Source organism: Leifsonia stereocauli, assembly GCF_038432415.1.
Classification (GTDB): Bacteria; Actinomycetota; Actinomycetes; order Actinomycetales; family Microbacteriaceae; genus Orlajensenia; species Orlajensenia stereocauli.
On sequence record NZ_JBCAUN010000002.1, the window covers coordinates 1,013,968 to 1,036,610 of the forward strand.

The window sequence follows — 22,643 nt, forward strand, 5'->3', positions numbered from 1 at the left end:
GGCGGCGCCGACTACTCTTGAACCGTGGTCACCGCCCTGTATCGCCGCTATCGGCCCGAGACGTTCTCCGAGATGATCGGGCAGTCCCAGGTGACCGATCCGCTCATGACCGCCCTGCGCGCGGACCGGGTGAATCACGCTTATCTCTTCAGCGGGCCCCGCGGATGCGGCAAGACCACGTCGGCCCGAATCCTCGCGCGCTGCCTCAACTGTGCAGAGGGTCCGACCGACACCCCATGCGGAAAGTGCGACAGCTGCATCGAGCTCTCGCGCGCAGGCGGAGGATCGCTCGACGTCGTCGAGATCGACGCGGCGAGCCACAACGGCGTCGACGACGCCCGCGACCTGCGCGAGCGGGCCATCTTCGCCCCGGCCCGCGACCGCTACAAGATCTTCATCCTCGACGAGGCCCACATGGTCACGCCACAGGGCTTCAACGCCCTGCTCAAGCTGGTCGAGGAGCCGCCGGAGCACGTCAAGTTCATCTTCGCGACGACCGAGCCCGAGAAGGTGCTCGGCACCATCCGCTCGCGTACGCACCACTACCCCTTCCGGCTGGTGCCGCCGGCCCAGATGCTCGAGTACGTGCAGAAGCTCTGCGACGAGGAGGGCGTGAAGGTCGCCCCGGGCGTGCTCCCGCTCGTCGTGCGTGCCGGGGGCGGTTCCCCACGCGACACCCTCTCGCTGCTCGACCAGCTCATGGCCGGGTCGGAAGACTCCACGGTCGACTACGAGCGGGCGGTGGCGTTGCTCGGCTTCACCCACGGCGCCCTGCTCGACGAGATCATCGACGCCATCGCGGCCCGCGATGCGGCGGGAGCGTTCGCCGGCATCGACCGTGTCATCCAGACCGGGCAAGACCCGCGGCGGTTCGTCGAAGACCTGCTCGAGCGCCTGCGCGACCTCATCGTGGTCGGCGCGACCACGGCCAAGGGCGCCGCGGCCGTGCTGCGCGGTGTTCCGCAGGACGAACTCGACCGCATGGGCGTTCAGGCGACGGCCTTCGGCCAGGCCGAGCTCTCGCGTACGGCAGACATCGTGAACGCCGCCCTCACCGAGATGACCGGCGCCACGTCGCCGCGTCTGCACCTGGAGCTGCTCGTCGCCCGTGCCCTCGTGCCGGCGGCCGACGACACCGAACGCGGCGCCCTCGCCCGCGTCGAGCGCCTGGAACGTCGTGTCGGGGTGACGGATGCCGCCCCCGCAGCATCCGCTCCGGCCGCCCCCGCCGCTGGCCGTGCACCCGCCCCAGCCGCGCCCGCTGCCTCCGCGCCTGCGCCCGCCGCCGCCCCTGCACCCGCAGCGCCTCCGACGGCTCGGCCCGCCGCGTCCTCCAGCGGAGGCAGCGACGATGTCGCCGCAGAGGCGCCGGCTCCCGCCGCCGCTCCTGCTGAGACGACCCCCGCCGCGCAGTCGCCGGCTGCCGACGCCGCCGCGACGGCCGCGACCGCCGCCGCCGTGCGCACCACCCCCGTCGGCCCGGTCACGTTCGCCCAGGTCAAAGACGCCTGGCCTGAGGTGCTCGAGGCCGTCAAGGTCGCCAACCTCAACGCCTGGATGGTCGTCTTCACCGCCCAGGTGCGCGAACTCCGCGACGACGACGTCCTCGTGCTCGGCTTCCCGAGCCAGAAGGACGTCGCAGCGCTCAAGCAGCAGGCCGCTCCGGGCCAAGGTGTGGGCGACCACCTCAAGCGCGCAGTGTCCGACATCCTCGGCTTCACTCCGAAGCTCATCGCCCGCGTCGAGACCCCCGGCGGCCCCGGCGGCCCCGGAACGCCCGAGGTGACGACGCCTCCCACCGGTGATGGGGGCGGCGCCGCAGCCACCGCCGCCTCGTCGAGTGGCGCTCCGGCGACGGCACCGGCGGCATCCCCGTCGGCGCGCACGCCGACCGCATCCGCGTCTGCGCCATCAGCAACCGGGGCAGCTGCGTCTGTGACATCAGCCCCCGGCGACTCCGCAGACGGCTGGGCCACCATCGCGATCCCCGGAGCCGGAGCACCTGCGGCCGCTGAGGCGACGGCTCCAACTCCTCCACAGCCGAAGGCCGCACCTGCGCCCCCCGCGACGAGCCCTGCTCCCACGGTGGCGCCCACCCCAGCTGCGCCAGCCCCGTCCGACGACGAGCCGCCGTTCGACGATGTGCCCCCGCCCTTCGACGACGAGCCGCCCTACGACCCCGGCCTCCCCGAAGACCCCGGCCCCCGCTACGACACTGCTCCCCAGCGCCCGGCCCCCGCGGCCCCGCACCAGCAGCAGGGTGCACAGCGGCAGCCTGCGCGCGGTCAGCGCCCCGTGGCCCCCGGCCAGCGCTACGGTGAGTCGGTCGTGCGCGAGGTGCTCGGAGCCACATTCCTCGAGGAGCAGCCACACACTCCCAAGACCGGCTTCCGCGAGCGGGCCTAGGGGCGGGAAGAGACATGTACGAGGGAATCGTCCAAGACCTGATCGACGAGCTCGGCCGATTGCCGGGCATCGGTCCGAAGTCGGCGCAGCGCATCGCGTTCCACATCCTGCAGACGCAGAGCTTCGATGTCGCGCGCCTCGCCGAGATCCTCACCACTGTGCGTGAGCGGGTCAAGTTCTGCAGCATCTGCGGCAACATCTCCGAGCAGGACACCTGCACGATCTGCCGCGACCCGCGACGCGACCCGGCTCTCATCTGCGTGGTCGAGGAGGCGAAGGACGTCGTCGCGATCGAGCGCACCCGCGAGTTCCGCGGGCTGTACCACGTGCTCGGCGGGGCCATCAGCCCGATCGACGGCATCGGCCCCGACGACCTCAGCATCCGCCAGCTGATGCAGCGGCTCGCCGACGGCACTGTGCAGGAGGTGATCATCGCCACCGACCCGAACCTCGAGGGCGAGGCCACGGCCACATATCTGTCGCGTCTGCTCACGACGCTCGAGATCCGCGTCACGCGGTTGGCATCGGGGCTGCCCGTCGGCGGCGACCTCGAGTACGCCGACGAGGTCACCCTCGGTCGTGCTTTCGAGGGCCGGCGCTCGGTCAGCTGACGACCCGGTCAGCTGACGACCTGGTCAGCTGACGACCCGTTGATACTCCCGTGTGCGCGCGGGCGGCGAGCGACCTTCAGCGCAGGATCTCGACCAGCACCACCCATGCCAGCACCACGGCGCCGACGATCGCGACGATGCTCGCCGCCGCCACGACGGTCAGCCCCCACTCGAGACCGCAGAGCAGGCTGACGCCTCCGACGGCGTAGGTCGCCAGGGGAACCACGCCGAGAGTGATCTTGGCGGGTGCGGCGCCGCGAGGGGCACCTCCGTCCTTCAGGATCCAGTGGATCGCTCGAGCTTGGAACGTCGCGGCGATGAGGGCGCCGACCAGGACGACGGCACCGACAGCCCAGAGCGGAGTGCCGGGAAAGAGGCCGATCAGGCTTGCGATGAGTGCGAGCACGAGGGTGCTGATCGCCGCCGCAGCCCGCGTGGGCAGGGTCGCGGCCTTCATGATCTCGGCGATGTTCACCGACATCGCGACGATGATGAGGCCGGCGAGCGCCGCAGTGGCCCCGGCAAGAGCCACATTGAAGTCCGACCACTGATCGAGCGCGCCCATGCGCCGCACACTACCGCGCACCGCAGATGGGGCGCCATCACCCTGCCCACGTTGCCGCGTCCCCACGTCACATAGCGCAGAGGGCATATGCGCGCCGTTTATGATGGGGGTTCCGCCTCGTCCCACCCCAGGAGTTGTTCGTGAGCTTGATCGTGCAGAAGTTCGGCGGTTCCTCCGTGGCCGATGCCGAGAGCATCAAGCGGGTTGCCAAGCGCATCGTCGAGACGCATCGCGAGGGCAATGAGGTCGTCGTGGCCGTCAGTGCCATGGGCGACACCACCGACGACCTGCTCGACCTCGCGCACGAGGTCACGCCGATCCCGGCGCCGCGTGAGCTCGACATGCTCCTGACGGCAGGCGAGCGCATCTCGATGGCGCTCCTCGCCATGGCCATCCGCAGCCTCGGCTACGACGCCAGGTCCTTCACCGGCAGTCAGGCCGGCATGATCACGGATGCCCAGCACGGCGCAGCGCGCATCGTCGACGTCACCCCCGGTCGCCTCCGCGAGGCCCTCGACGAGGGCGCCATCGCGATCGTCGCCGGCTTCCAGGGCTTCAGTCGCGAGTCGCGCGACATCACCACCCTCGGCCGCGGCGGATCCGACACCACGGCCGTAGCCCTCGCCGCCGCCCTCGGTGCCGACATCTGCGAGATCTACACCGACGTCGACGGCATCTTCACCTCGGATCCGCGCATCGTGAAGAGGGCCCGCAAGATCGACCGCATCACCAGCGAGGAGATGCTCGAGCTCGCGGGATCCGGTGCCAAGGTGCTGCACATCCGCGCCGTCGAGTACGCCCGCCGTCACAGCGTCACCCTGCACGTGCGCTCGTCGTTCAACTACAACGAGGGCACCATCGTCTACGACCCCCAGAAGCTGCCAGAGGGAGAAGAGTCCACCATGGAAGAGTCGATCATCGCCGGAGTCGCGACCGACCTCAGCCAGGCCAAGATCACCGTCGTCGGAGTCCCCGACGTTCCGGGGGTCGCCGCGAAGCTGTTCAAGATCGTGGCGAACACCAACGCCAACGTCGACATGATCGTGCAGAACGTGTCTGCAGCGTCGACCGGACGCACCGACATCTCATTCACCCTGCCGAAGGACGACGGCCAGAAGGCCATCACCGCCCTCAGCAACGCGCAGGATGGCATCGGCTTCGAGAGCCTGCAGTACGACGACCAGATCGGCAAGCTGGCCGTGGTCGGCAACGCCATGCGCACCAACTCGGGCGTCTCGGCCACCCTGTTCGAGGCCCTCTACGAGGCCGGCATTAACATCGAGATGATCTCGACCTCCGAGATCCGCATCTCCATCGTCACCCGCGCCGACGCCATCAACGATGCCGTGCGCGCCGTGCACACGGCGTTCGGGCTCGACGCCGAGGACGAGGCGGTCGTGCACGGAGGCACCGGCCGCTAGGGTCCGGATGCAGCGGAGCCGTGGGGCGGCATCCGTCGGGCAGCAGCCCACCAGGCAGTCGATCGACTGCCGTTCCACAGGGCGAAGCCGCCAAAACGGTGAGATCACACCGATCCGAACCCGGTGCGTGGCCCGCCCCTGTCAGACTTGACGTGAACGAGAGGCAAGAGACGTGAGCAACAGCGTGGGAATCAACATCGGTGTGGTCGGAGCGACCGGACAGGTCGGAGCGGTCGTGCGCCGCCTGCTCGACGAGCGCGACTTCCCTGTGGCGAGCATCCGCTACTTCGCCTCGGCCCGCTCCGCCGGAACCACGTTGCCATGGCGAGGTGAGGACATCGTGGTGGAGGACGCCGCGACGGCCGACCCTGCCGGCCTCGACATCGCCATCTTCTCCGCCGGCGCCACGCTGTCCAAGGCGCAGGCCCCGCGCTTCGCGGCGGCCGGTGTCACCGTCATCGACAATTCGTCGGGCTGGCGCATGGACCCCGATGTCCCGCTCGTCGTCAGCGAGGTGAACCCCGAGGCCATCGCCGACGCCCGTAAGGGAATCATCGCGAACCCGAACTGCACCACCATGGCGGCCATGCCCGTGCTGAAGGTGCTGCACGAGGAGGCCGGGCTCGAGCGACTCATCGTGAGCACCTACCAGGCTGTCTCCGGATCCGGCCTCGCCGGCGCCGAGGAGCTCGAGGGTCAGGTGCGGGCCGCCCTCGAGGGCGACGTGCTCGGACTCGTGCACGACGGCCGCGCCGTCGAGCTGCCCGCGCCGAACAAGTACGTGCGTCCCATCGCCTTCGACGTGATCCCGCTCGCCGGCTCCATCGTCGACGACGGCGACTTCGAGACGGATGAGGAGAAGAAGCTCCGCAACGAGAGCCGCAAGATCCTCGACCTGCCCGGCCTGCTCGTGAGCGGCACCTGCGTGCGCGTTCCCGTCTTCACCGGCCACTCGCTCTCGATCAACGCCGAGTTCGCCAACCCGATCTCCGTCGCCCGGGCCGAGGAAATCCTCGCCACGGCTCCAGGCGTCGTCCTGACCGACGTTCCGACTCCTCTCGAGGCCGCCGGAACGGATCCCAGCTATGTCGGTCGCATCCGTCAGGACGAGGGTGCCCCCGACGGGCGCGGCCTCGCCCTGTTCATCTCGAACGACAACCTGCGCAAGGGTGCCGCCCTCAACGCGGTGCAGATCGCGGAGCTCGTCGCCGCGAAGCTCGTTCCCGCCGCCGTCTGAGCCGCCCGTTCGCCACCCGAAGGTCCCACGTCCACAGATGAACCCCGTCTCGCGATCCGTCGCCGGCGCCGTCGTGCTTCTCCTCGGCATCTTCCTGCTGGCCGGATGCTCGCCGAGCGCCTCCGGATCCATGATCGACTCGTCGACGAGAGCAGCCGACCCGACCGACGCACCGACCGCCACGTCGACCCCGACGCCCGCCCCCGCTCCGACGCCTGCGGTGCAGCGTCCGGTCGTGGCGTTCTACGGCGACTCGATCACGCACGGTGAGGGCGCATCCGTCTCGGGCAATCGTTGGTCGACTCTCGTGAGCAGAGCCCACGACTGGATCGAGGTGAATCCGAGCATCGGCGGTCTCGGCTTCGTCACGAACCGCACCCGCGACCCGATCGACATCGTCGACACCATCGTCGCCGCCAGACCGGACATCGTCATCAGCACGATGGGTCTGAACGACAACTCGGCCATCGCCGCGCCCGGTGCCGCCGCTGCGGTGCACGCTGCGATCAGGGCTGACTTCCGGCGCTTCGCCACCGAGCTCCCGGATGCGCGCATCATCATCGTCGATCCGTTCTGGTACCGCGACGAGCGACCTGCCTCAGTGGCGCAGATCAGTGCGTGGGTGAAAGAGGAGGCCGCCGCCATCGGCGCCGACTACATCCCGGGTGCCTCGCACTGGATGGACGGCCGCCCCGAGTTGCGTGGGGCAGACGGTCTGCATCCGAACGACGCCGGCTACGCCATGATCGCCGCGAAGATGAACGCGGCTCTGGCCAAGCTCGGTCTGTAGCCCGACGACCGCAGTGGCGCGAGCAGTCGGAGGTCCGACCACGCGTTAGTGTCGAGACCATGTCCGGTACCGAGCTCCCTGCGGCTCCCGATCGCTCCCTCGATCGCGCCGTCACGCTCAGCCAGCTGCTCTTCGGGGTGGTCATCCTCTTCGTCGTGGCGGTGCAGCAGGTCACTTCAGACGACACCGAAAGGCCGGGCGCGTTCTTCCTCGGTGTCTTCCTTGCGTTCCTCGGATGCGGGCTCGCCGTAGCCGTGCCCTGGCATCTATTCCCGCGCGGCTGGGCCGCGACGCTCCCGGCGCTCGACATCGTCGCCATCGTCTGCCTGCGGTTCGCCGACCCGTCGCTCGGAGCCGGTCTGCTCTGGATCTTCCCGGTCATCTGGCTGAGCAGTTACTTCGGCATCATCGGCGCCGTCGGCAGTGTTCTCTCGATCTGCGCGATGATCGTCACCGGGGCATTCCTCACCGGCGACCCCGTCGGCACGCTGACGGTTCCGTCGGTGGTCATCCTGCCGCTCGTCCTCGCCGCCGTTGCGGCATCGACCGTCACCGCGGCTCGGCGCTCCGCGGCTCGTCGGCAGCTGCTGCGCAGCCAATCGCGCGTACTGGAGTCGGCGATGGTCCGGGCCCGCCGCCAGGAGAACCTGCTCGCCGACGTGCTCGACGCCGTGGAGTTCGGCGTGGCACGCGTCGGCACCGACGGTGAGGTCGCCGTCATGAACAGGAGCCACGGTCGCATCATGGCCGCCGCGGGCGGAGACATCCTCGCTCCGGATGCCGCCGGCAGCGCCCCGTTCTTCGCTGCGAACGGGCTCACTCCCATCGACGCGCACGACGCCCCTCTCGCCAGGCTGCAGCGCGGCGAGGAGTTCGCCGGGATGATCGTGTGGGTCGGCGCCCCCGGCCGCGGCATCGCGCTCAGCATCACCGCCCGTCGGCTGCGCAGCGGACCCGGCGCCACGAACGAGGGCATAGTGGTGGTGACGCGCGACGTGACGACCGAGCTCGCTGCCGTGCGCGCCCGCGATGACCTGGTGGCATCCGTCTCCCACGAACTGCGCACGCCTCTCACCAGCATCGTCGGATACCTCGACCTCGCCCGCGACGAGGAGCTCTCAGAGGGAGCCGAGCGCTACCTGCAGGTGGCCGACCGCAACGCCGACCGCATGCTCGGTCTCATCACCGACATCCTCGCGGCTTCGACGGCAGGCGACGGCCCGGTCGAACTCACCATCGACCGCCGACCCACCGACCTCGCCTCGGTCGTCGCCGCCTCGGTCGAGAGCCTCGCGCCGCGGGCTCGGGAGAGCCACGTGACGATCGAGGCATCGGGCATCCGTGAGCTGCACGCTGTCGTCGACGCCTTCAGGATCCGGCAGGTGGTCGACAACCTGGTCACCAACGCCATCAAGTACAACCGAGCGGGCGGCACCGTGACGGTCGAGGCTGCACCGGGGGCCGCTGGCGCCGCCGTCATCACAGTGCGCGACACCGGTACCGGCATCGCGCCCGAGGAGGTGCCGCGGCTGTTCGAGCGGTTCTTCCGCAGCGAGTCCGTGCGCGGATCGAGCGTGCACGGCAGCGGCCTCGGCCTCGGCATCAGTCGCGACATCGTGCGCCGGCACGGGGGCGAGCTCACCATCGAGAGCGCCCTCGGCGTGGGCACCGTCGCCAGAGTGCGAATCCCCTGGGAGAAGACATGAACATCGAGTTCGATCTGCAGTCCGTGGTCTTCGTCACGGCTCTGGTGGTGGTCGTCGCCGGAGTCACGTTCATCGCCGACACCCTCGTGCGCCGTGACGAGGTTGCGGGGCGCATCTGGGCCCTGGCCTACCTGAGCGGCATGCTCACAGTCGTGAGCTACCTGTTCTGGGCCGCCAACGGCGACGCCTGGTGGGCTGTCGCCGTCGGCAACGCCGGCTACGTCGCCACAGCCGGATGCATGTGGGTCGGCGCCCGCGCCTACAACAATCGACCGGGATTCATCTGGGTCTTCGTGGTGCTGATGACGGTGGCGACCGCCATCGCCGTCATCATCGAGGGACCATCAGGTGGCGACTGGGCCGGCGCCGGCATCATGTTCATCTCCATTGCCGCCTTCGCCGGTGGCGCCGGGGTGGAATCCCTCACAGGCAGCATGGGCGCGAACCCGAACGCTCGTGCCCTCGCCATCGTGCTCCTCCTGCAGAGCGCCTACTATTCCGTGCGCACGGTGCTCTTCATCACTGGCGGCCCCGATACCGAGCTGTTCCAGGCGGGCTTTTCAACCATCCCGACGAGCTTCGTCGTCATCACCGTCACCATCGTCGGCGCCATCTCCATGTCGGTGCTCCGCGCCGACCGCGCGCGCCTCCGGGGCGTCCGTCGGTCGCGGCGGCCGGACGATGCCAGCGGCCTCGCCATCGGCGGGCTGGAGGCGCTGGCCGACGGCTGGATGAAGCGCGGATCCCGGTACGGTCGCGGCGTCGCCGTGCTGGCGGTGCGATTCGACACGCTCAGTGCCGTCGCCACGGCGTTCGGCCGCCACGCAGCCGACGAGATGTGCACGGCCTGGACGGAATCCGTTCGCGCTCACTGTCCGCCATTCGCCGCGGTGTTCGAAGACGTTCCCGGATCCCTGATCGTCGTCACGTCGATCGATCAGGGAACGGATGCGCGCGCCATCGCCGATCGGATCGTCGACGGCCTGCTCGACCCCGGCATGGCCGATCTGGGCGGCATCCGGCCGACAGCCACCATCGGAGTGGCGCTGAGCGATCCGACGAACCCGGAGGAAGGCGCACGCACCCTGATCAGCAGGGCCGAGTCGACGGCCCAGTACGCGATCGCCCTGGGGGAGTCCGTCGTGATCGCGACGGACGAGCGGGCCGAGGCCCCCGCCGGCTGAGGGCGGCGATCACCGTGGCGAGGCGCAATCCGCACGGCCGGCCGCAGCGAACCCCACGCATGACCCAGCGCCGTTTCCTGCCCTCCGGGATCGCAGCCGTCCTGGCGGCGACGGTACTCGCACTGACGGGCTGCAGCGTTGCGGAGCCCGTCGGCGGATCGACCGCCTCCGTCGATGTCGATCCGAACGCCCCCGTCGTCGCCTTCTACGGCGACTCCTACACGCGCGGCACCGGTGCGTCGTCGACGGAGAAGCGCTGGTCGAGCATCATCAGCGCCGATCGAGGCTGGACCGAGGTCAACCCGTCGACCGACGGCCTCGGCTTCGTCAACAACCGCGAGTACCAGAGCGTCGACGAGCTCGACTCCGTGATCGCCGCGGACCCAGACATCGTGATCGTGACGATGGGGTTGAACGACAACTTCTCGATGCCCGATCGGGCCGACGACATCGAGGCCGCCATCGAGGACGACTTCACCAGATTGTCGGCGGAACTGCCCGATGCGCGCATCGTGGTGGTCGAGCCCTTCTGGTACACCGACGATCGGCCGGACTCGGTGCAGCAGATCATCGACTGGGTCGAGGCCGGTGCCGATCGCATCGGAGCCGACCACATCCCCGACGCCTCGCACTGGATCGAGGGGAATCCCGAGTGGATGGCCCCCGACGGGCTGCATCCGAATGACGCCGGCTACGCGGAGATGGCCGAGAAGATGGATTCCGCGCTCGCGGCGATCGGCCTGTGACCGGCTCGGGTCGTGAGAACGCGAGGGCGGGGCGCATGCCGCAGCATGCGCCCCGCTCGTGAGTGACTCAGGCGATCAGTTGCCGCCCTTGCCGCCCTTCGAGTTCCACCAGTTCTTCGAGCCGTGCCCGTGCTTCACCGGCCACTCGACAGCCAGTGAGCCGTTCAGACGCAGCGCGTTCGAGATGGTGAAGAAGGTGTCGGTCTGATCGGTCAGGCCGACCACGTTCGCCGCACCGGGACCATAGGCGGCGATGCGCAGCTGCGATCCCGTGTGCTGCTGCGAGCCGCCGGCTGCCGCGGTGCCGTAGGAGATTCGCAGCGGCGAACCCTCGACGGTGGTGAGCGTCGAGCCGAGGCCGGGGGTGGCTCCGTCGACGATCTGGCTGGAGTGCGCGTGGTCGGCGGTGACGATCACCAGCGTGTTGCGGTCGGCCTTGGCGAAGGCCAGAGCAGCCTGCACGGCCTCGTCGAGGTCCTGGGTCTCACCGATCTGACCGCACGCGTCTGCAGCGTGGTCGCGCTTGTCGATCGAGGCTCCCTCGACCTGAAGGAAGAAGCCCTTCTTCGCCTTCTTGTCGTTGAGCAGCGAGATCGACTTCTTGGTCAGGTCGCTCAGCGTGAGTCCGGCCCCGAGGTACGCCGGGTTCGGCGTGCAGGTCGTGGCAGCGCCACCAGAACCGCCGACAGTCGCGGTCGACGCAGCGAACCGGGTCGGGAAGTTGCCGTCGGCGAACAGGCCGAGCACGGGCGAGTCCTGGCTCGCCTTCTTCACGGCCGCGAGCGATGCCGCGTCCTTCACGACCTGGTAACCGCGGTCTGCAGCCTGCGCGAACAGCGTCTGGCCGTTCCACTCGCCGGCCTTCGCGGTCTGGTTGAACGTGGCAGCGCCGCCGCCGAGGGTGAGGTCGGGACGGGTGTCGAGCAGTTGCTCCGAGATGGAGCCGGCCCCGCCGGCGACCAGGGCGTCTGCGCCGCAGGTGGGGCTGTCGGGCCCGTAGCAGCTGCGGGCCGCAACGTGTGCGACCTGCACGGCCGGAGTCGCATCCTGGATCTCAGCGGTCGAGACATCGCCCGTGCGCAGGCCCTGCGTCTTGGCGAGCTCGAGCAGGGTCTTCTGGGCCTTGTTGTGGATGTCGACGCTGATGGCGTTGTCGTAGGTCTTGGTGCCCGTTGCCCACGCCGTGCCCGTCGCGGCCGAGTCGGGCGTGTAGTCGGGCTTGCCGGCCAGGGGGTCTCCGTCCTTGTAGAGGGAGTAGGTCGTGTACTGGCCGGTGAGCGGCAGGGCATCGATGCCCGGCAGGCGTCCGCCGGCGCCGTAGAGGTAGTCGCGGGCGATCGTGATCTCGCTGTCGCCCATCCCGTCCCCGATGAGCAGGATGACGTTACGCGCCTTGGTACCGCTGGCGAGGGCGCCGGCGACGGTGAGGGTCTGGTCCAAGCCGTGGTTGCGGGCGGCGCCACCGGTCTGGTCGGGAGTGGGCTGCGAGGTCGCCGTGGCGGCGAGGCTCGAACCCACGACGAGGGCTGCGGCGAGGCCGAGGACGCCGACGGCGGCGCCGGCGCGGCCGATGGCTCGAGAGGTGGGGCGGAAGGGCATGGTCTCTCCTGGTGATGGTCTGCGTGATGTGGTCTGCGCGGGATGTCCGCCGAGGCGGGCACGATGCCTGCTCCACAGGCGATACACAGGTCAGCAGCCGCATCCGACATTCGCATGAACGCACGGGGCCATTCGGGTGAACACCCTCGAATGGGGGACACGCGGCGGAGTGGCATCCGGGGGTAGGCAGACGGATGCCGCCCCGCTAGCGTCGAGGGATGGCCATTCCGCAGCGCTACTCACTCGTCACGCTCGGCGTCGCCGACGTCATCGCCGCCACGGCGTTCTACCGTTCGCTCGGCTGGGAGCCGGCGCCGTCCTCCGTGGAGGGCGAGATCACCTTCTTCGCGACGCCCGGGGGAGTGATCGCGCTCTGGTCGACGGCCGAGCTGGCGAAGGATGCCGGAACCTCGACGATGCACGCCAACGCCCCGGCGTTCCGCGCCGTCACCCTCGCCATCAACGTGGCCTCCCGGGACGAGGTCGATGACGCGGTCGGCGAGTGGATGGCGCTCGGCGGCTCGGTGTCGAAGGTTCCCACTGAGACCGAGTGGGGCGGATACAGCGGCTACGTCGCCGACCCCGACGGCAACCTCTGGGAGATCGCGCACAACCCGTTCTGGCCACTCGATGAGCGTGGGCTGCCCGTCCTCGGCGGCGAGTAGGCCGCTGGCGCGAGAGTGCCGGCTCGCGCGCGGATAGACTGGTATCCGTGACTTCTCCGGCCCCCATCGACGTCGTCCTCATCGGCGGCGGCATCATGAGCGCGACGCTCGGCACCCTCATCAAGCAGCTCCAGCCCGACTGGACGATCCGCGCCTACGAGCGCCTCGGCGATGTCGCCCAGGAGAGCTCGAATCCGTGGAACAACGCGGGAACTGGCCACGCCGCCCTCTGCGAACTGAACTACATGCCCGAGGGCAAGGACGGCGCCGTCGACCCCGCGAAGGCCATCAGCATCAACGAGCAGTTCCAGGTGAGCCGCCAGCTCTGGTCGCACCTCGTGTCGACGGGTGCGCTGCCCGAGCCGTCGTCGTTCATCAACACGACGCCGCACATGACCTTCGTGCACGGCAGGAAGAACATCGAGTACCTGCGCCGTCGTCACGACGCCCTCAAGGACCAGCCGCTGTTCGAGGGCATGGAGTTCAGCGACGACCCCGCGAAGATTGCGGAGTGGACGCCCCTCATCACCCGCAGGCGGAACAAGCGCCAGCGCATCGCAGCCACCCGCATCGAGTCGGGAACGGATGTCGACTTCGGCTCGCTCACGCACTCCATGTTCGCCGACCTCACCAAGCGCGGCGGCGAGCTCTACCTGAACCACCAGGTCACTGGCCTGAAGCGCACCAAGGACGGCACCTGGCGAGTCAAGGTGCTGAACGGCGTCGGCCGCACCCGCAGTGAGGTGCACGCTCGCTTCGTGTTCGTCGGTGCCGGTGGTGGCGCTCTCGCGTTGCTGCAGCACTCCGGCATCCCCGAGGTGCAGGGCTTCGGCGGCTTCCCGATCAGCGGGCAGTTCCTCAAGACCTCGAACCCGGCCGTCGTCGCCCAGCACAAGGCCAAGGTCTACGGAAAGGCCGGGGTCGGAGCCCCGCCCATGTCCGTGCCTCACCTCGACACCCGCGTGGTGGACGGCGAGACGTCGCTGCTGTTCGGGCCGTACGCGGGTTTCACGCCCAAGTTCCTGAAGACCTCCACGTGGTTCGACCTGCCGTTCAGCATCCGCTGGCACAACATCTGGCCCATGCTCGCCGTCGCCTTCCACAACTTCGACCTCATGAAGTACCTGATCGGCGAGCTCGCGGCCGACCGTCGCAAGAAGATGAACGCGCTGCGCGAGTTCATGCCCACGGCGAAGGACGAGGACTGGGAGCTCATCACGGCAGGCCAGCGCGTGCAGGTCATGAAGAAGGATGAGAAGGCAGGCGGCGTTCTGCAGTTCGGCACCGAGGTCATCACCGGGGCCGACGGCACCATCGCCGGACTCCTCGGCGCGTCGCCCGGGGCCTCGACCGCAGTGCCCATCATGCTCGACGTGCTGAAGCGCTGCTTCCCGACGGAGTTCCCGTCGTGGGAGCCCAAGCTGCGCGAGATGATCCCGAGCTTCGGCACGACGCTCAACGACAAGCCCGAGGTAGCGGCGGCATCGCTGGCGTCGACGGCCGCCACGCTGGGTCTGCCGACGCCGCAGAAGGCGCTCGTCTAGCCACAGCACTCGCGCCTCTGCGAGAGGTTGCTCCCGGCCCCGCTCGCTGAGGCCCGGACGAAGTCCGCGACCGAAGCGCATCCGATACATCCGGTCTGGACACCTCCCAGCACGCCCTGCTATCGTCGACCCCGCTATGAAGTAGAACTGCCGATCAGTCCCGCGCCCGAGGCGCCGTCGACGTTCGGCATCCTTCCCGGCGGATGCAGCCGGTCCGGTCCTCGATTCGTGGGCCCGGACATCGACATCCGCAGCACGGTTCCGGCGCACTGCGATGAACCGTCAGGGAGGGCTTCGAGCAATCGGCGGCACATGCCCGGCGGGATCCCCCCGCCCGCCGCGTGCCGCTCAGCGACGCGCATCCGCGCCCCGATCGAACGGCACGCGGCGGGCCACCTCGACAAGGTGGTTCCCTTCTTGCGATCTCCCCTCATCCACTCCGATCACCTCCGCCTCGACGGGGTCTCCCGCAGCTACGGCGACCGTCGCGTGTTCAGCGACGTCGGCTTCAGCGTCGGCCGCGGCCAGCGCGTCGGCCTCATCGGCGAGAACGGCGCCGGCAAGTCGACGCTGCTGCGCATCCTCGCCGGAGTCGAAGCTCCCGACCACGGCGTCATCACGAGGCCGCTGCGCACGGGCATCCTGTGGCAGGAGGTTCCGTTCCGTCCGAGCGACACCGTCGGGCGCGTCTTCGAGGACGCCCTCGCCGAGATCCGTACGATCGAGCGCGAACTCGACGATGCGGCATCCGCCCTCGCCGGCGACCCGGAGTCCCGGGCCGCTTCCGAGCGCTATGCCGCTGCCCTCGACGACGCAGAGCGCGCCGACGTCTGGGGAGCGGATGCCCGTCGCGACGTGTTGCGCGACGGCCTCAGCGTCTTCGGCCTTCCGCTCGACCGGCGCCTCGACGAGGTCTCCGGCGGCCAGCGCAGTCGCGTGGCCCTGGCCGCCCTCCTGCTGAGGCGGCCCGACGCCCTGCTCCTCGACGAGCCGACCAACCACCTCGACGACTCCGCCGCCGAGTTCCTCGAGCGGCAGTTGCGCGACTGGCCGGGCCCGGTGCTGTTCGCCAGCCACGACCGTGCCTTCCTCGACGCCGTCGCCACAGGGCTGGTCGATCTCGACGCTGCGCGCGCACACCACGCTGGTGCGAGTCAGCGGAGTTCATCGACTCCGCGGCCCGGATTCGGCCCCTGGAGCCCGGTCGCTGCCGCGAACTCCGCTGACTCGCACACGTTCGCGGCATCCGTCACAGTGTTCGGAGGTCGCTTCAGTGAGTACCTCGACCACAAGGCGTCGGAACGCGAGCGCTGGGAGCGCCAGTACGTCGTCGAACAGGAGGAGCTCGGCCGCCTTCGGCATGCGGTGGCGGTCACGACGCGCTCGGTCGCTCACGGTCGCGGTCCACGCGACAACGACAAGTTCATCCACGGCTTCAAGGGCGCTCGCAACGACCAGGCCATCGCGCGGCGCGTGCACAACGCCGAGGGGCGTCTGAGCGTCCTCGAGCGCGAGCAGGTGCGCAAGCCTCCGGCACCCCTCGCCTTCGCCGGCATCCCGCGCGGATCGCAGGCGCTCGGTGACGAGCCCGGGTTGCTCGTGCAGGCGGCGGGTCTCGCGGTTGCAGGACGCCTCGCCCCGGTCGACCTGCAGATCGAGCCGCAGACGCGATTGCTCGTGACCGGCGCGAACGGAGCCGGAAAGTCGACGCTGCTGGGGCTGCTCGCCGGCCGCATCGGCTCGGGCGATGGCGTGCTCCAGCGCCGCCGTGGCCTGCGCGTCGGCCTGCTCGAGCAGGATGTGAGGTTCCCGGATGCCGCCCTCCCCGCGCGCGCCGTCTACGAGTCGGTGATGGGGGAACGGCGGGCGGAGCAGGTGCCGCTCTCGAGCCTCGGCCTCATCGCTCCGCGAGACGAGAACCGACCCGTGGGCACCCTCTCGGTCGGGCAGCAGCGTCGGCTCGCGCTCGCGCTGGTGATCGCGAAGCCTCCGCACCTGTTCCTGCTGGACGAGCCGACGAACCACCTGTCGTTGGGCCTCGCGACGGACCTCGAAGAGGCTCTGGGCACCTACCCCGGTGCCGTCGTGATCGCGAGCCACGATCGCTGGTTGCGTCGGCGCTGGACCGGTGCCGAGCTGCATCTGCGTCCGGTGTCGGATGCCGCCCTGGTGGTGGCCGTTCGCTGAACGTCAGACGTGGCCGATGCCGAAGTTCCAGGGAGCGAAGATGACGGTGCCCTCCTGCTTGAACCCGTCCTGTCCGGCGACCGAATTCGAGTTCGAGTAGGGGTTGTCCGGATTCTGTTCACCGATGGGCTCACCGTGCTCCGCCTGCACCTGGTGGAAGGCCGCGTTCTCGTCGTACGGCTCGTTCATGTAGGTCGCGAGCCAGCCGAGGTCGTCTCCCGGCTGGAACCCCTGGGTGGTGGCGACGCCGATGTGGCGGGGGCCGAGTTCAGCCTTCGTGAACGTGACGGAGACGTTCATGTCCCACTCCGTATCGCCGCTCTCGTGGTCATCGCGGAGAACGAAGCCGTCCCACTCGTAGTGGGTGGTCGGTAGGGACTCATTCCCGCCCGGAGTGTCCGAGATGTCGGGTCCAGCTCCCATCAGGTCGGTGAACAGCTCGACGTACGCGTCGGCAGCGTCGTCGTAGGAGATGCTCTGCAGCTCGGCGCCGGATTCGTCGATGAACTGAAGGTACTCAGGTCGCACGACGATCCGGGTGATGGCTGCGCGGGACTCGGCTTCAGGTCCGGGCGACACTGCAGGTACGGCATCCTCGGTCGGCGTCGCGGTCGGACTGGGATCCGACGTCGACGTTCCCGGCCCCGTCGTCGGCTTCGAAGACGGGGCTGACGTGCATCCCACGAGCAGCAACGAGGCCACCGCCACCCACGCAGCACCCACTGCGGACATTTTCGCCATTTCGGCCTCCTGACCTGAAGATTAGCTTCCCGTCAGTCCCGTTGAAGGCGTCGTGATCAAACAGATACACACTGCGCCCCGTCCGACACTCCGAGTCGACCTGCTTGCCATCGATTCGAAGATGTGTTCGAATGAACGCATGCGGTGGAGCAATCAGGAATTGGGAGTCGAGAACGCCGACGCGTTGCCCGGACTCGCGAAGCTCAACAACCTCGTGCGCTCCGTCAGGACCCCCGAGTTCGCGGGCATGACGTTCCACGAGGTCCTGGCGAAGTCGGCGCTGAACAAGCTCCCGGTGCAGAGCCAGGTTCCGATGGAGTGGACCATCAACCCGTACCGGGGGTGCAGCCATGCATGTGCCTACTGCTTCGCCCGCCCGACGCACACCTACCTCGACCTCGACGGCGGAGACGACTTCGACCGGCAGATCATCGTGAAGGTGAACGTGGCCGAGGTGCTGCGCAAGGAGCTCAGCCGCCCGAGCTGGAAGCGCGACGCCGTCGCCCTCGGCACCAACACCGATCCATACCAGCGCGCCGAGGGGCGCTACGCCCTCATGCCCGGCATCATCGGGGCGCTCGCCGACACCGGAACGCCGTTCAGCATCCTCACCAAGGGAACCCTGCTCCGTCGCGATCTTCCGCTGCTGGCGGATGCCGCCACTCGCGTGCCGGTCGACATCGCGATGTCCATCGCCGTCTACGACGACGAGCTGCAGCAGTCCGTCGAACCGGGGACACCGACCACCAAGGCGCGTCTCGCCACCGTGACGGCCGTGCGCGAGGCCGGCCTCGACTGCGGCGTCTTCATGATGCCGATCCTGCCGTTCCTCACCGACACCGTCGCCCATCTCGACGAGGCGATGCGGCAGGCGAAGGAGGCCGGGGCCACGGGGGTCGTGCACTCGGCGCTGCACCTCAAGCCCGGCGTGAAGGAGTGGTACTTCCTCTGGCTCGGGCGGGAGTATCCGGCGCTTCTGCCCAGGTACCGGGCGATGTACCGAGGAACCTACGCACCGAAGGAGTACCGCGCCTGGCTCGCCGAGAGGGTGGCACCGCTGGTGCGCAAGCACGGACTGAACCGCACCCGACTCTCGCCGAACACCGGGGGAGTGCTTTCTCGATCCGACCCGGAGCCGACGCTGTTCTGAGGGCTGCGAGCTCGGCCGACGCGAGGTTCACGGTGTCCTATGCGCCAATTGACACCTGAATTTGTCCCCCGAATGCTCGCGCACCGTCCCAGAGCGGGGTACATTTCCAGAGAATGCGGGGTACGACCGCCGCTCATGCGCTGGAATGAACCTCGAGGGGGTGCTCACTGTGACGCTCGGATTGCCGAACCACCTCATCGCACCGACGATGAGTCGCGTCATCGCGCGCGCCGCGCACTGGTTCGGCCTCGTCTGCCTCGCCGGCGCCCTGACAGCGATCATCTCGCTCAGCCTCGAGCATCCGCACGACGGACTCTGGCCCACGATCGTCGCGCTCATTCCGATGGCGATCCTGCTCATCACGCTCACGAGGCACCACACCGTTCTCGCCACCGTCGGCTACCTGGCGGTCGGGGCGGCCAGCACGTTCATCTACGCCGTCACGATCCTGAGCGACGACCTGCTCTTCCCCACGACCGACCTGTTCATCGTCGCGCTGCCCGTCATGGCTCTGGTGATGGTGGGCGGGGCAGGCGACACCCCACTGGTCGGCCTGGTCTGGAGCACACTCGGCCTCCTGCTCGGCGAGACCGCCGTACTGCTGGCCGCCATGGCCACGGGCGTCGAGTTCCGCATCGATCCCTTCGCCCCGGCGACATACCTGCTCATCGCGATCGTGCTGCTCGCGACCACGTTCGACACGGGCCGGGCGAAGTCGGCGCAGCAGTTCATCCACCAGGCGTCCCGCCGCGACAGCGCGCTCACGGCTCGCCGCGAACTCGGGTCGCGCGCCACGGCACTGCTGCACGACACCGCGCTCAGCCACCTCATGGCCGTCGCGGCAGCCGAGCCGGGCCCCATCGATCCGCGCCTGCGCTCCATGATCGCCCGCGACCTCGAGCGCATCATCGGGCAGGACTGGCTGCTCTCACGCGACGCCATCAGCACGGGCTCCGCCGACTGGCTCGCCACCCCGCTCGCCTCGGCGATCTCGGCGGCCAGAGCCCAAGGACTCTCCATCGACGTCTCCGGCGACCGCTCCGTCGTCTTCAGGCTCGATGCCGACAAGGCGGAAGCGCTCGGTCTCGCGGTCACGCAGTGCCTCATCAACGTGCTGCGGCACTCCGGGGTGACGGATGCCGATCTCTCGGTCAGTGCAGACGAAGACGAGGTGGTGGTGGCCGTGACGGACGCCGGGGTCGGCTTCGTGCCGTCGGAGACCGAGGCGCCTCGCCTCGGCCTGCGCCACTCCGTGCTCGCGCGGGTCGAGGCCGTCGGCGGGTCCGTGCGGGTGTGGTCGACCCCGGGCTCGGGAACAAGTGTCGTGATCGTGCTCCCGGCCATGTCCGGAACCGGCCGGGTCGAGTCGGTACCCGCGGCGTCTCAGTCGACCGCAGACCGTCCTGCAGCTGACGGGACAGCCTCGTGAGCGCGGCGGGCAGCGGAGTGAGCTGGGGCGACATCCGTTCGCGTATCGAAGCGACGCGCGATGCGTCGTGGCGCAGGAGTCCACAGGTCGTCGATCCGCTCGGAACACTGAGCGCGCATCCGCTCTCCTGGATCGGCTCGATCATGGCCGTCAGCTACGCGGGCTTCCAGACCGCGCGCCAGTGGGAGGCCGTGCAGCAGCCGGCCGTCGGCATCGCAGCGGTGGTCGTGCTCGTCGTGGCCTGCGCCGTCTTCCTGGCGGCAGCCCACCCCTCGTCGTCGCCGTTCGGGCCGCAGGCGGCGTTCGCCGTCGTGACGCTCGCGGTCGTCGCGGCGGCGCTCGAGACGATCTCGCGCTTCGGGACCAACCTGCTGCTGCAGGACGACTTCGGGCAGGTCACCGTGGCCATCCTGCTCGCCATGATGGCGCCGTACAGGCCGGCGCTCTCGCTCGTCGTCGGCGCCGTCGCAGCGTCGCTCGCGCTCGCGCTGTTCCCCATCGCCCAGGCGCCCTACCTCGCCGTGCACGCCCCGCTGGCCGAGTACATCGTGGTGCTCGTGGTGCCGCCGCTCGCTCTCGGGATCGCGGCCGCGGCGTTCTCGAACGGTTTCGTGTGCGCTGTGCGCGACTGGCAGCGGGTGGTGTCGCGAGCGGCTCTCGAGATCGAGGACGAGGCGCGCATCGGCCTCGCGCGCTCGGTACAGCAGCAACAGGTGAGCGTGCTGGCGCGCGACGTGCTGCCGTTCCTCACCCGCGGCATCAACGCCCAAACCGTCGAGCGCGAAGATGTGGACCGCGCCCGCGCGCTGGCTGACACCCTGCGCGGGTCCCTCGTCGCCGAGATAGGTCGCACCTGGCTGGACGACGTGGCCGACGGCATCGCGTTGCCCGGCGGCGGCTCGCCCGGCGTCGACGACCCCGACGTGCTCGCGCTGCGAATGAGCGGTGAGCAGCGCGTCGCTTGTGCAGCCCTGGTCGCGGCCATCAGCCGCGACGACGAGATCGCTGCACGGTCGGTCGCAGTGGTTCTGCGCCAGGGGCCAGGAGCACGCTCGGGATTGCGTGGCGGCGGCGGGTCGGCTGCGTCATCCGTCTCCGTGCAGATCTCCGCGATGACGGATGCCGCGCCTCGATCGCTCAGTGCGCGCCGGGCCGAGGGGATCCTCGTGCAGTATCTCGCGGTCGTGCGTGTCCTGTTCGAGGGGGTCGTCGTGCGCGTTGCACCGGGGACCGTGACAGTAGGATTCGACTATGCCCAGCACTGAGAACGCCGTCGCGGCGCGGCCTGTTCGAGTCGGGCTGCTCGACGACCATGAGGTCATCCTCGACTCCGTCGCCAGCTGGATCGCCAGCAACGCTCCCGACTTCACTCTGGCCGTGGCGGCCAACCGCTGGCTCGACTTCGTGCGCAGCGAGGACTTCCCGGTCGACGTCGTGCTCATGGACTTCCAGCTCGTCGAACCGGTCTCCATCGAGGCCCGCATCCGCACCTGTCGTGCGGCCGGCGCCAAGGTCATCGTCATCAGCGCCCTCGACAGCGCCGACGCCCGTGCACGGGCGACATCGGCCGGAGCACTCGCCTTCCTGTCGAAGGCGCTCCCGATGGCCGAGGTCATGGCGGCGGTCCGATCGGCCCTGCGGATGCCGGTCCCCACGTCGGGCGTCGCTGATCGAGTGGCCAGCACCCCCGGCGTCACTCTCGTCAAGCCGCAGTTGAGCCCTGGCGAGCGCCAGGCCCTCGTCCTCTACGTCACAGGCCGCAGCACCATCGAGGTCGGCGAGGCGATGGACGTCAAGTACGAGACAGCCAAGACGTATCTCCGCCGCGTGCGCGAGAAGTACCAGAAGGTGGGCCGGCCGGCCAGCCGCAAGACCGACCTCATCCGTCGGGCAGCCGAAGACGGATTCCTCGAGTAATGGCCAAGCTGTACTTCCGCTACGGAGCGATGAACTCCGGAAAGAGCACTGCCCTCCTGCAGGCCGCACACAACTACGAGGAGCGCGGTCACGGCGTGCTGCTCGCCAAGCCGTCGATCGACACCAAAGGCGACCTCGGCATCCTGTCGCGCCTCGGCGTCACCCGCGAGGTCGACTTCGTCCTCGGTCCCGACACCGACGCCTATGCCGAGTTCCAGCGGCACCGCGCGGCCCAGGTCGCAGTGACGGGCCGCGACGTGAGCTGCCTGCTCGTCGACGAGGCCCAGTTCCTCACGGCCGAGCAGGCTGACGACCTGCTGCGCATCGCCATCCTCGAGGGCGTCCCGGTGCTGGCGTACGGCATCCGTACCGACTTCCTCACCGTCGCCTTCCCCGGCAGCCGCCGTCTGCTCGAGATCGCGCACAGCCTCGAAGAGCTGAAGACCATCTGCCGCTGCGGACGCAAAGCCGTCTTCAATGCCCGGCTCGTCGACGGCACCTTCGTCTTCGACGGCGACCAGGTGGCGATCGATGGGGTTCACGTCGGGTACGAGTCGCTGTGCGGATCGTGTTATCTGCAGGAGTCCGGCGGGCGGCTCGCCAACCGTTAGGCGCGACGGCACCCGGTAGTGGGGCTATGTTGGCCGATGAGAAGGCACATCCGCCCGAAACACAGCGTCCGACGGACCTGCCCCTTCATGCCGTGTGCCAAAATGTACGACGCAGTACTACGTCTGCGACAACC

Annotated in this window: 19 protein-coding genes; 16 read left to right on the forward strand and 3 right to left on the reverse strand. The window is 69.2% G+C overall.

Annotation, left to right across the window (positions count from 1 at the left end):
- Positions 1-24: 24 nt before the first annotated feature.
- Together AADV74_RS13620 and recR are read left to right on the forward strand one after the other, a co-directional pair.
- Positions 25-2,406, forward strand: a complete 2,382-nt coding sequence (locus tag AADV74_RS13620) for a DNA polymerase III subunit gamma and tau (RefSeq protein WP_342114939.1) — start codon at positions 25-27, stop codon at positions 2,404-2,406.
- Between the two features lie 14 nt (positions 2,407-2,420).
- Positions 2,421-3,017 (forward strand): recombination mediator RecR, encoded by a 597-nt coding sequence (gene recR / locus AADV74_RS13625; RefSeq protein ID WP_055825073.1) that lies wholly within the window; start codon positions 2,421-2,423, stop codon positions 3,015-3,017.
- A 76-nt stretch (positions 3,018-3,093) separates the two neighbouring features.
- On the opposite strand, the gene AADV74_RS13630 is transcribed toward recR, so the two are convergent.
- Positions 3,094-3,582: a hypothetical protein gene (locus tag AADV74_RS13630; protein ID WP_342114944.1), complete on the reverse strand. Its 489-nt coding sequence runs from the start codon at positions 3,580-3,582 to the stop codon at positions 3,094-3,096.
- Between the two features lie 140 nt (positions 3,583-3,722).
- Here AADV74_RS13630 and AADV74_RS13635 point away from each other — a divergent pair, with 140 nt between their 5' ends.
- From AADV74_RS13635 to AADV74_RS13660, 6 genes are all read left to right on the forward strand, one after another.
- Positions 3,723-5,003: an aspartate kinase gene (locus tag AADV74_RS13635; protein WP_342114946.1), complete on the forward strand. Its 1,281-nt coding sequence runs from the start codon at positions 3,723-3,725 to the stop codon at positions 5,001-5,003.
- Positions 5,004-5,175: 172 nt separating this feature from the next.
- Positions 5,176-6,240: an aspartate-semialdehyde dehydrogenase gene (locus tag AADV74_RS13640; protein WP_342114948.1), complete on the forward strand. Its 1,065-nt coding sequence runs from the start codon at positions 5,176-5,178 to the stop codon at positions 6,238-6,240.
- Positions 6,241-6,277: 37 nt separating this feature from the next.
- Complete coding sequence (locus AADV74_RS13645; RefSeq protein WP_342114950.1) at positions 6,278-7,030, forward strand: SGNH/GDSL hydrolase family protein; 753 nt, start codon at positions 6,278-6,280, stop codon at positions 7,028-7,030.
- A 59-nt stretch (positions 7,031-7,089) separates the two neighbouring features.
- On the forward strand, positions 7,090-8,736 hold the full coding sequence (locus tag AADV74_RS13650) for a sensor histidine kinase (RefSeq protein WP_342114952.1): 1,647 nt from the start codon (positions 7,090-7,092) through the stop codon (positions 8,734-8,736).
- Entirely contained in the window at positions 8,733-9,920 is a 1,188-nt protein-coding gene (locus AADV74_RS13655) for a nucleotidyl cyclase domain-containing protein (RefSeq protein ID WP_342114953.1), read from the forward strand. The genes AADV74_RS13650 and AADV74_RS13655 overlap by 4 nt, the downstream gene beginning before the upstream one ends.
- Before the next feature lie 59 nt (positions 9,921-9,979).
- A complete protein-coding gene (locus AADV74_RS13660) occupies positions 9,980-10,666 on the forward strand; it encodes an SGNH/GDSL hydrolase family protein (protein ID WP_342114955.1) in 687 nt (228 codons plus the stop codon).
- A gap of 75 nt (positions 10,667-10,741) precedes the next feature.
- Here the strand turns inward: AADV74_RS13660 and phoA are convergent, their stop codons facing one another.
- Positions 10,742-12,265, reverse strand: a complete 1,524-nt coding sequence (phoA, locus tag AADV74_RS13665) for an alkaline phosphatase (protein WP_342114957.1) — start codon at positions 12,263-12,265, stop codon at positions 10,742-10,744.
- Between the two features lie 218 nt (positions 12,266-12,483).
- Here phoA and AADV74_RS13670 point away from each other — a divergent pair, with 218 nt between their 5' ends.
- The 3 genes from AADV74_RS13670 to AADV74_RS13680 all read left to right on the forward strand — a co-directional run bounded on the left by AADV74_RS13670 (position 12,484) and on the right by AADV74_RS13680 (position 16,661).
- Positions 12,484-12,930 (forward strand): VOC family protein, encoded by a 447-nt coding sequence (locus AADV74_RS13670; RefSeq protein WP_342114959.1) that lies wholly within the window; start codon positions 12,484-12,486, stop codon positions 12,928-12,930.
- A gap of 47 nt (positions 12,931-12,977) precedes the next feature.
- A complete protein-coding gene (locus AADV74_RS13675) occupies positions 12,978-14,474 on the forward strand; it encodes a malate:quinone oxidoreductase (protein ID WP_342114961.1) in 1,497 nt (498 codons plus the stop codon).
- A 417-nt stretch (positions 14,475-14,891) separates the two neighbouring features.
- Complete coding sequence (locus AADV74_RS13680) at positions 14,892-16,661, forward strand: ABC-F family ATP-binding cassette domain-containing protein (protein ID WP_342114963.1); 1,770 nt, start codon at positions 14,892-14,894, stop codon at positions 16,659-16,661.
- Positions 16,662-16,664: 3 nt separating this feature from the next.
- Here the strand turns inward: AADV74_RS13680 and AADV74_RS13685 are convergent, their stop codons facing one another.
- A complete protein-coding gene (locus AADV74_RS13685; protein ID WP_342114965.1) occupies positions 16,665-17,402 on the reverse strand; it encodes a hypothetical protein in 738 nt (245 codons plus the stop codon).
- Positions 17,403-17,541: 139 nt separating this feature from the next.
- Between AADV74_RS13685 and AADV74_RS13690 the strand changes: the two genes are divergently transcribed.
- From AADV74_RS13690 to AADV74_RS13710, 5 genes are all read left to right on the forward strand, one after another.
- Complete coding sequence (locus AADV74_RS13690) at positions 17,542-18,552, forward strand: Rv2578c family radical SAM protein (RefSeq protein WP_342114967.1); 1,011 nt, start codon at positions 17,542-17,544, stop codon at positions 18,550-18,552.
- Positions 18,553-18,697: 145 nt separating this feature from the next.
- Entirely contained in the window at positions 18,698-19,981 is a 1,284-nt protein-coding gene (locus AADV74_RS13695) for a sensor histidine kinase (protein WP_342114969.1), read from the forward strand.
- A complete protein-coding gene (locus AADV74_RS13700) occupies positions 19,978-21,246 on the forward strand; it encodes a hypothetical protein (RefSeq protein ID WP_342114972.1) in 1,269 nt (422 codons plus the stop codon). The genes AADV74_RS13695 and AADV74_RS13700 overlap by 4 nt, the downstream gene beginning before the upstream one ends.
- Entirely contained in the window at positions 21,233-21,898 is a 666-nt protein-coding gene (locus AADV74_RS13705; RefSeq protein ID WP_342114974.1) for a response regulator transcription factor, read from the forward strand. Before AADV74_RS13700 ends, AADV74_RS13705 begins: the two co-directional genes overlap by 14 nt.
- On the forward strand, positions 21,898-22,509 hold the full coding sequence (locus AADV74_RS13710) for a thymidine kinase (protein WP_342114976.1): 612 nt from the start codon (positions 21,898-21,900) through the stop codon (positions 22,507-22,509). The genes AADV74_RS13705 and AADV74_RS13710 overlap by 1 nt, the downstream gene beginning before the upstream one ends.
- Positions 22,510-22,643: the final 134 nt, after the last annotated feature.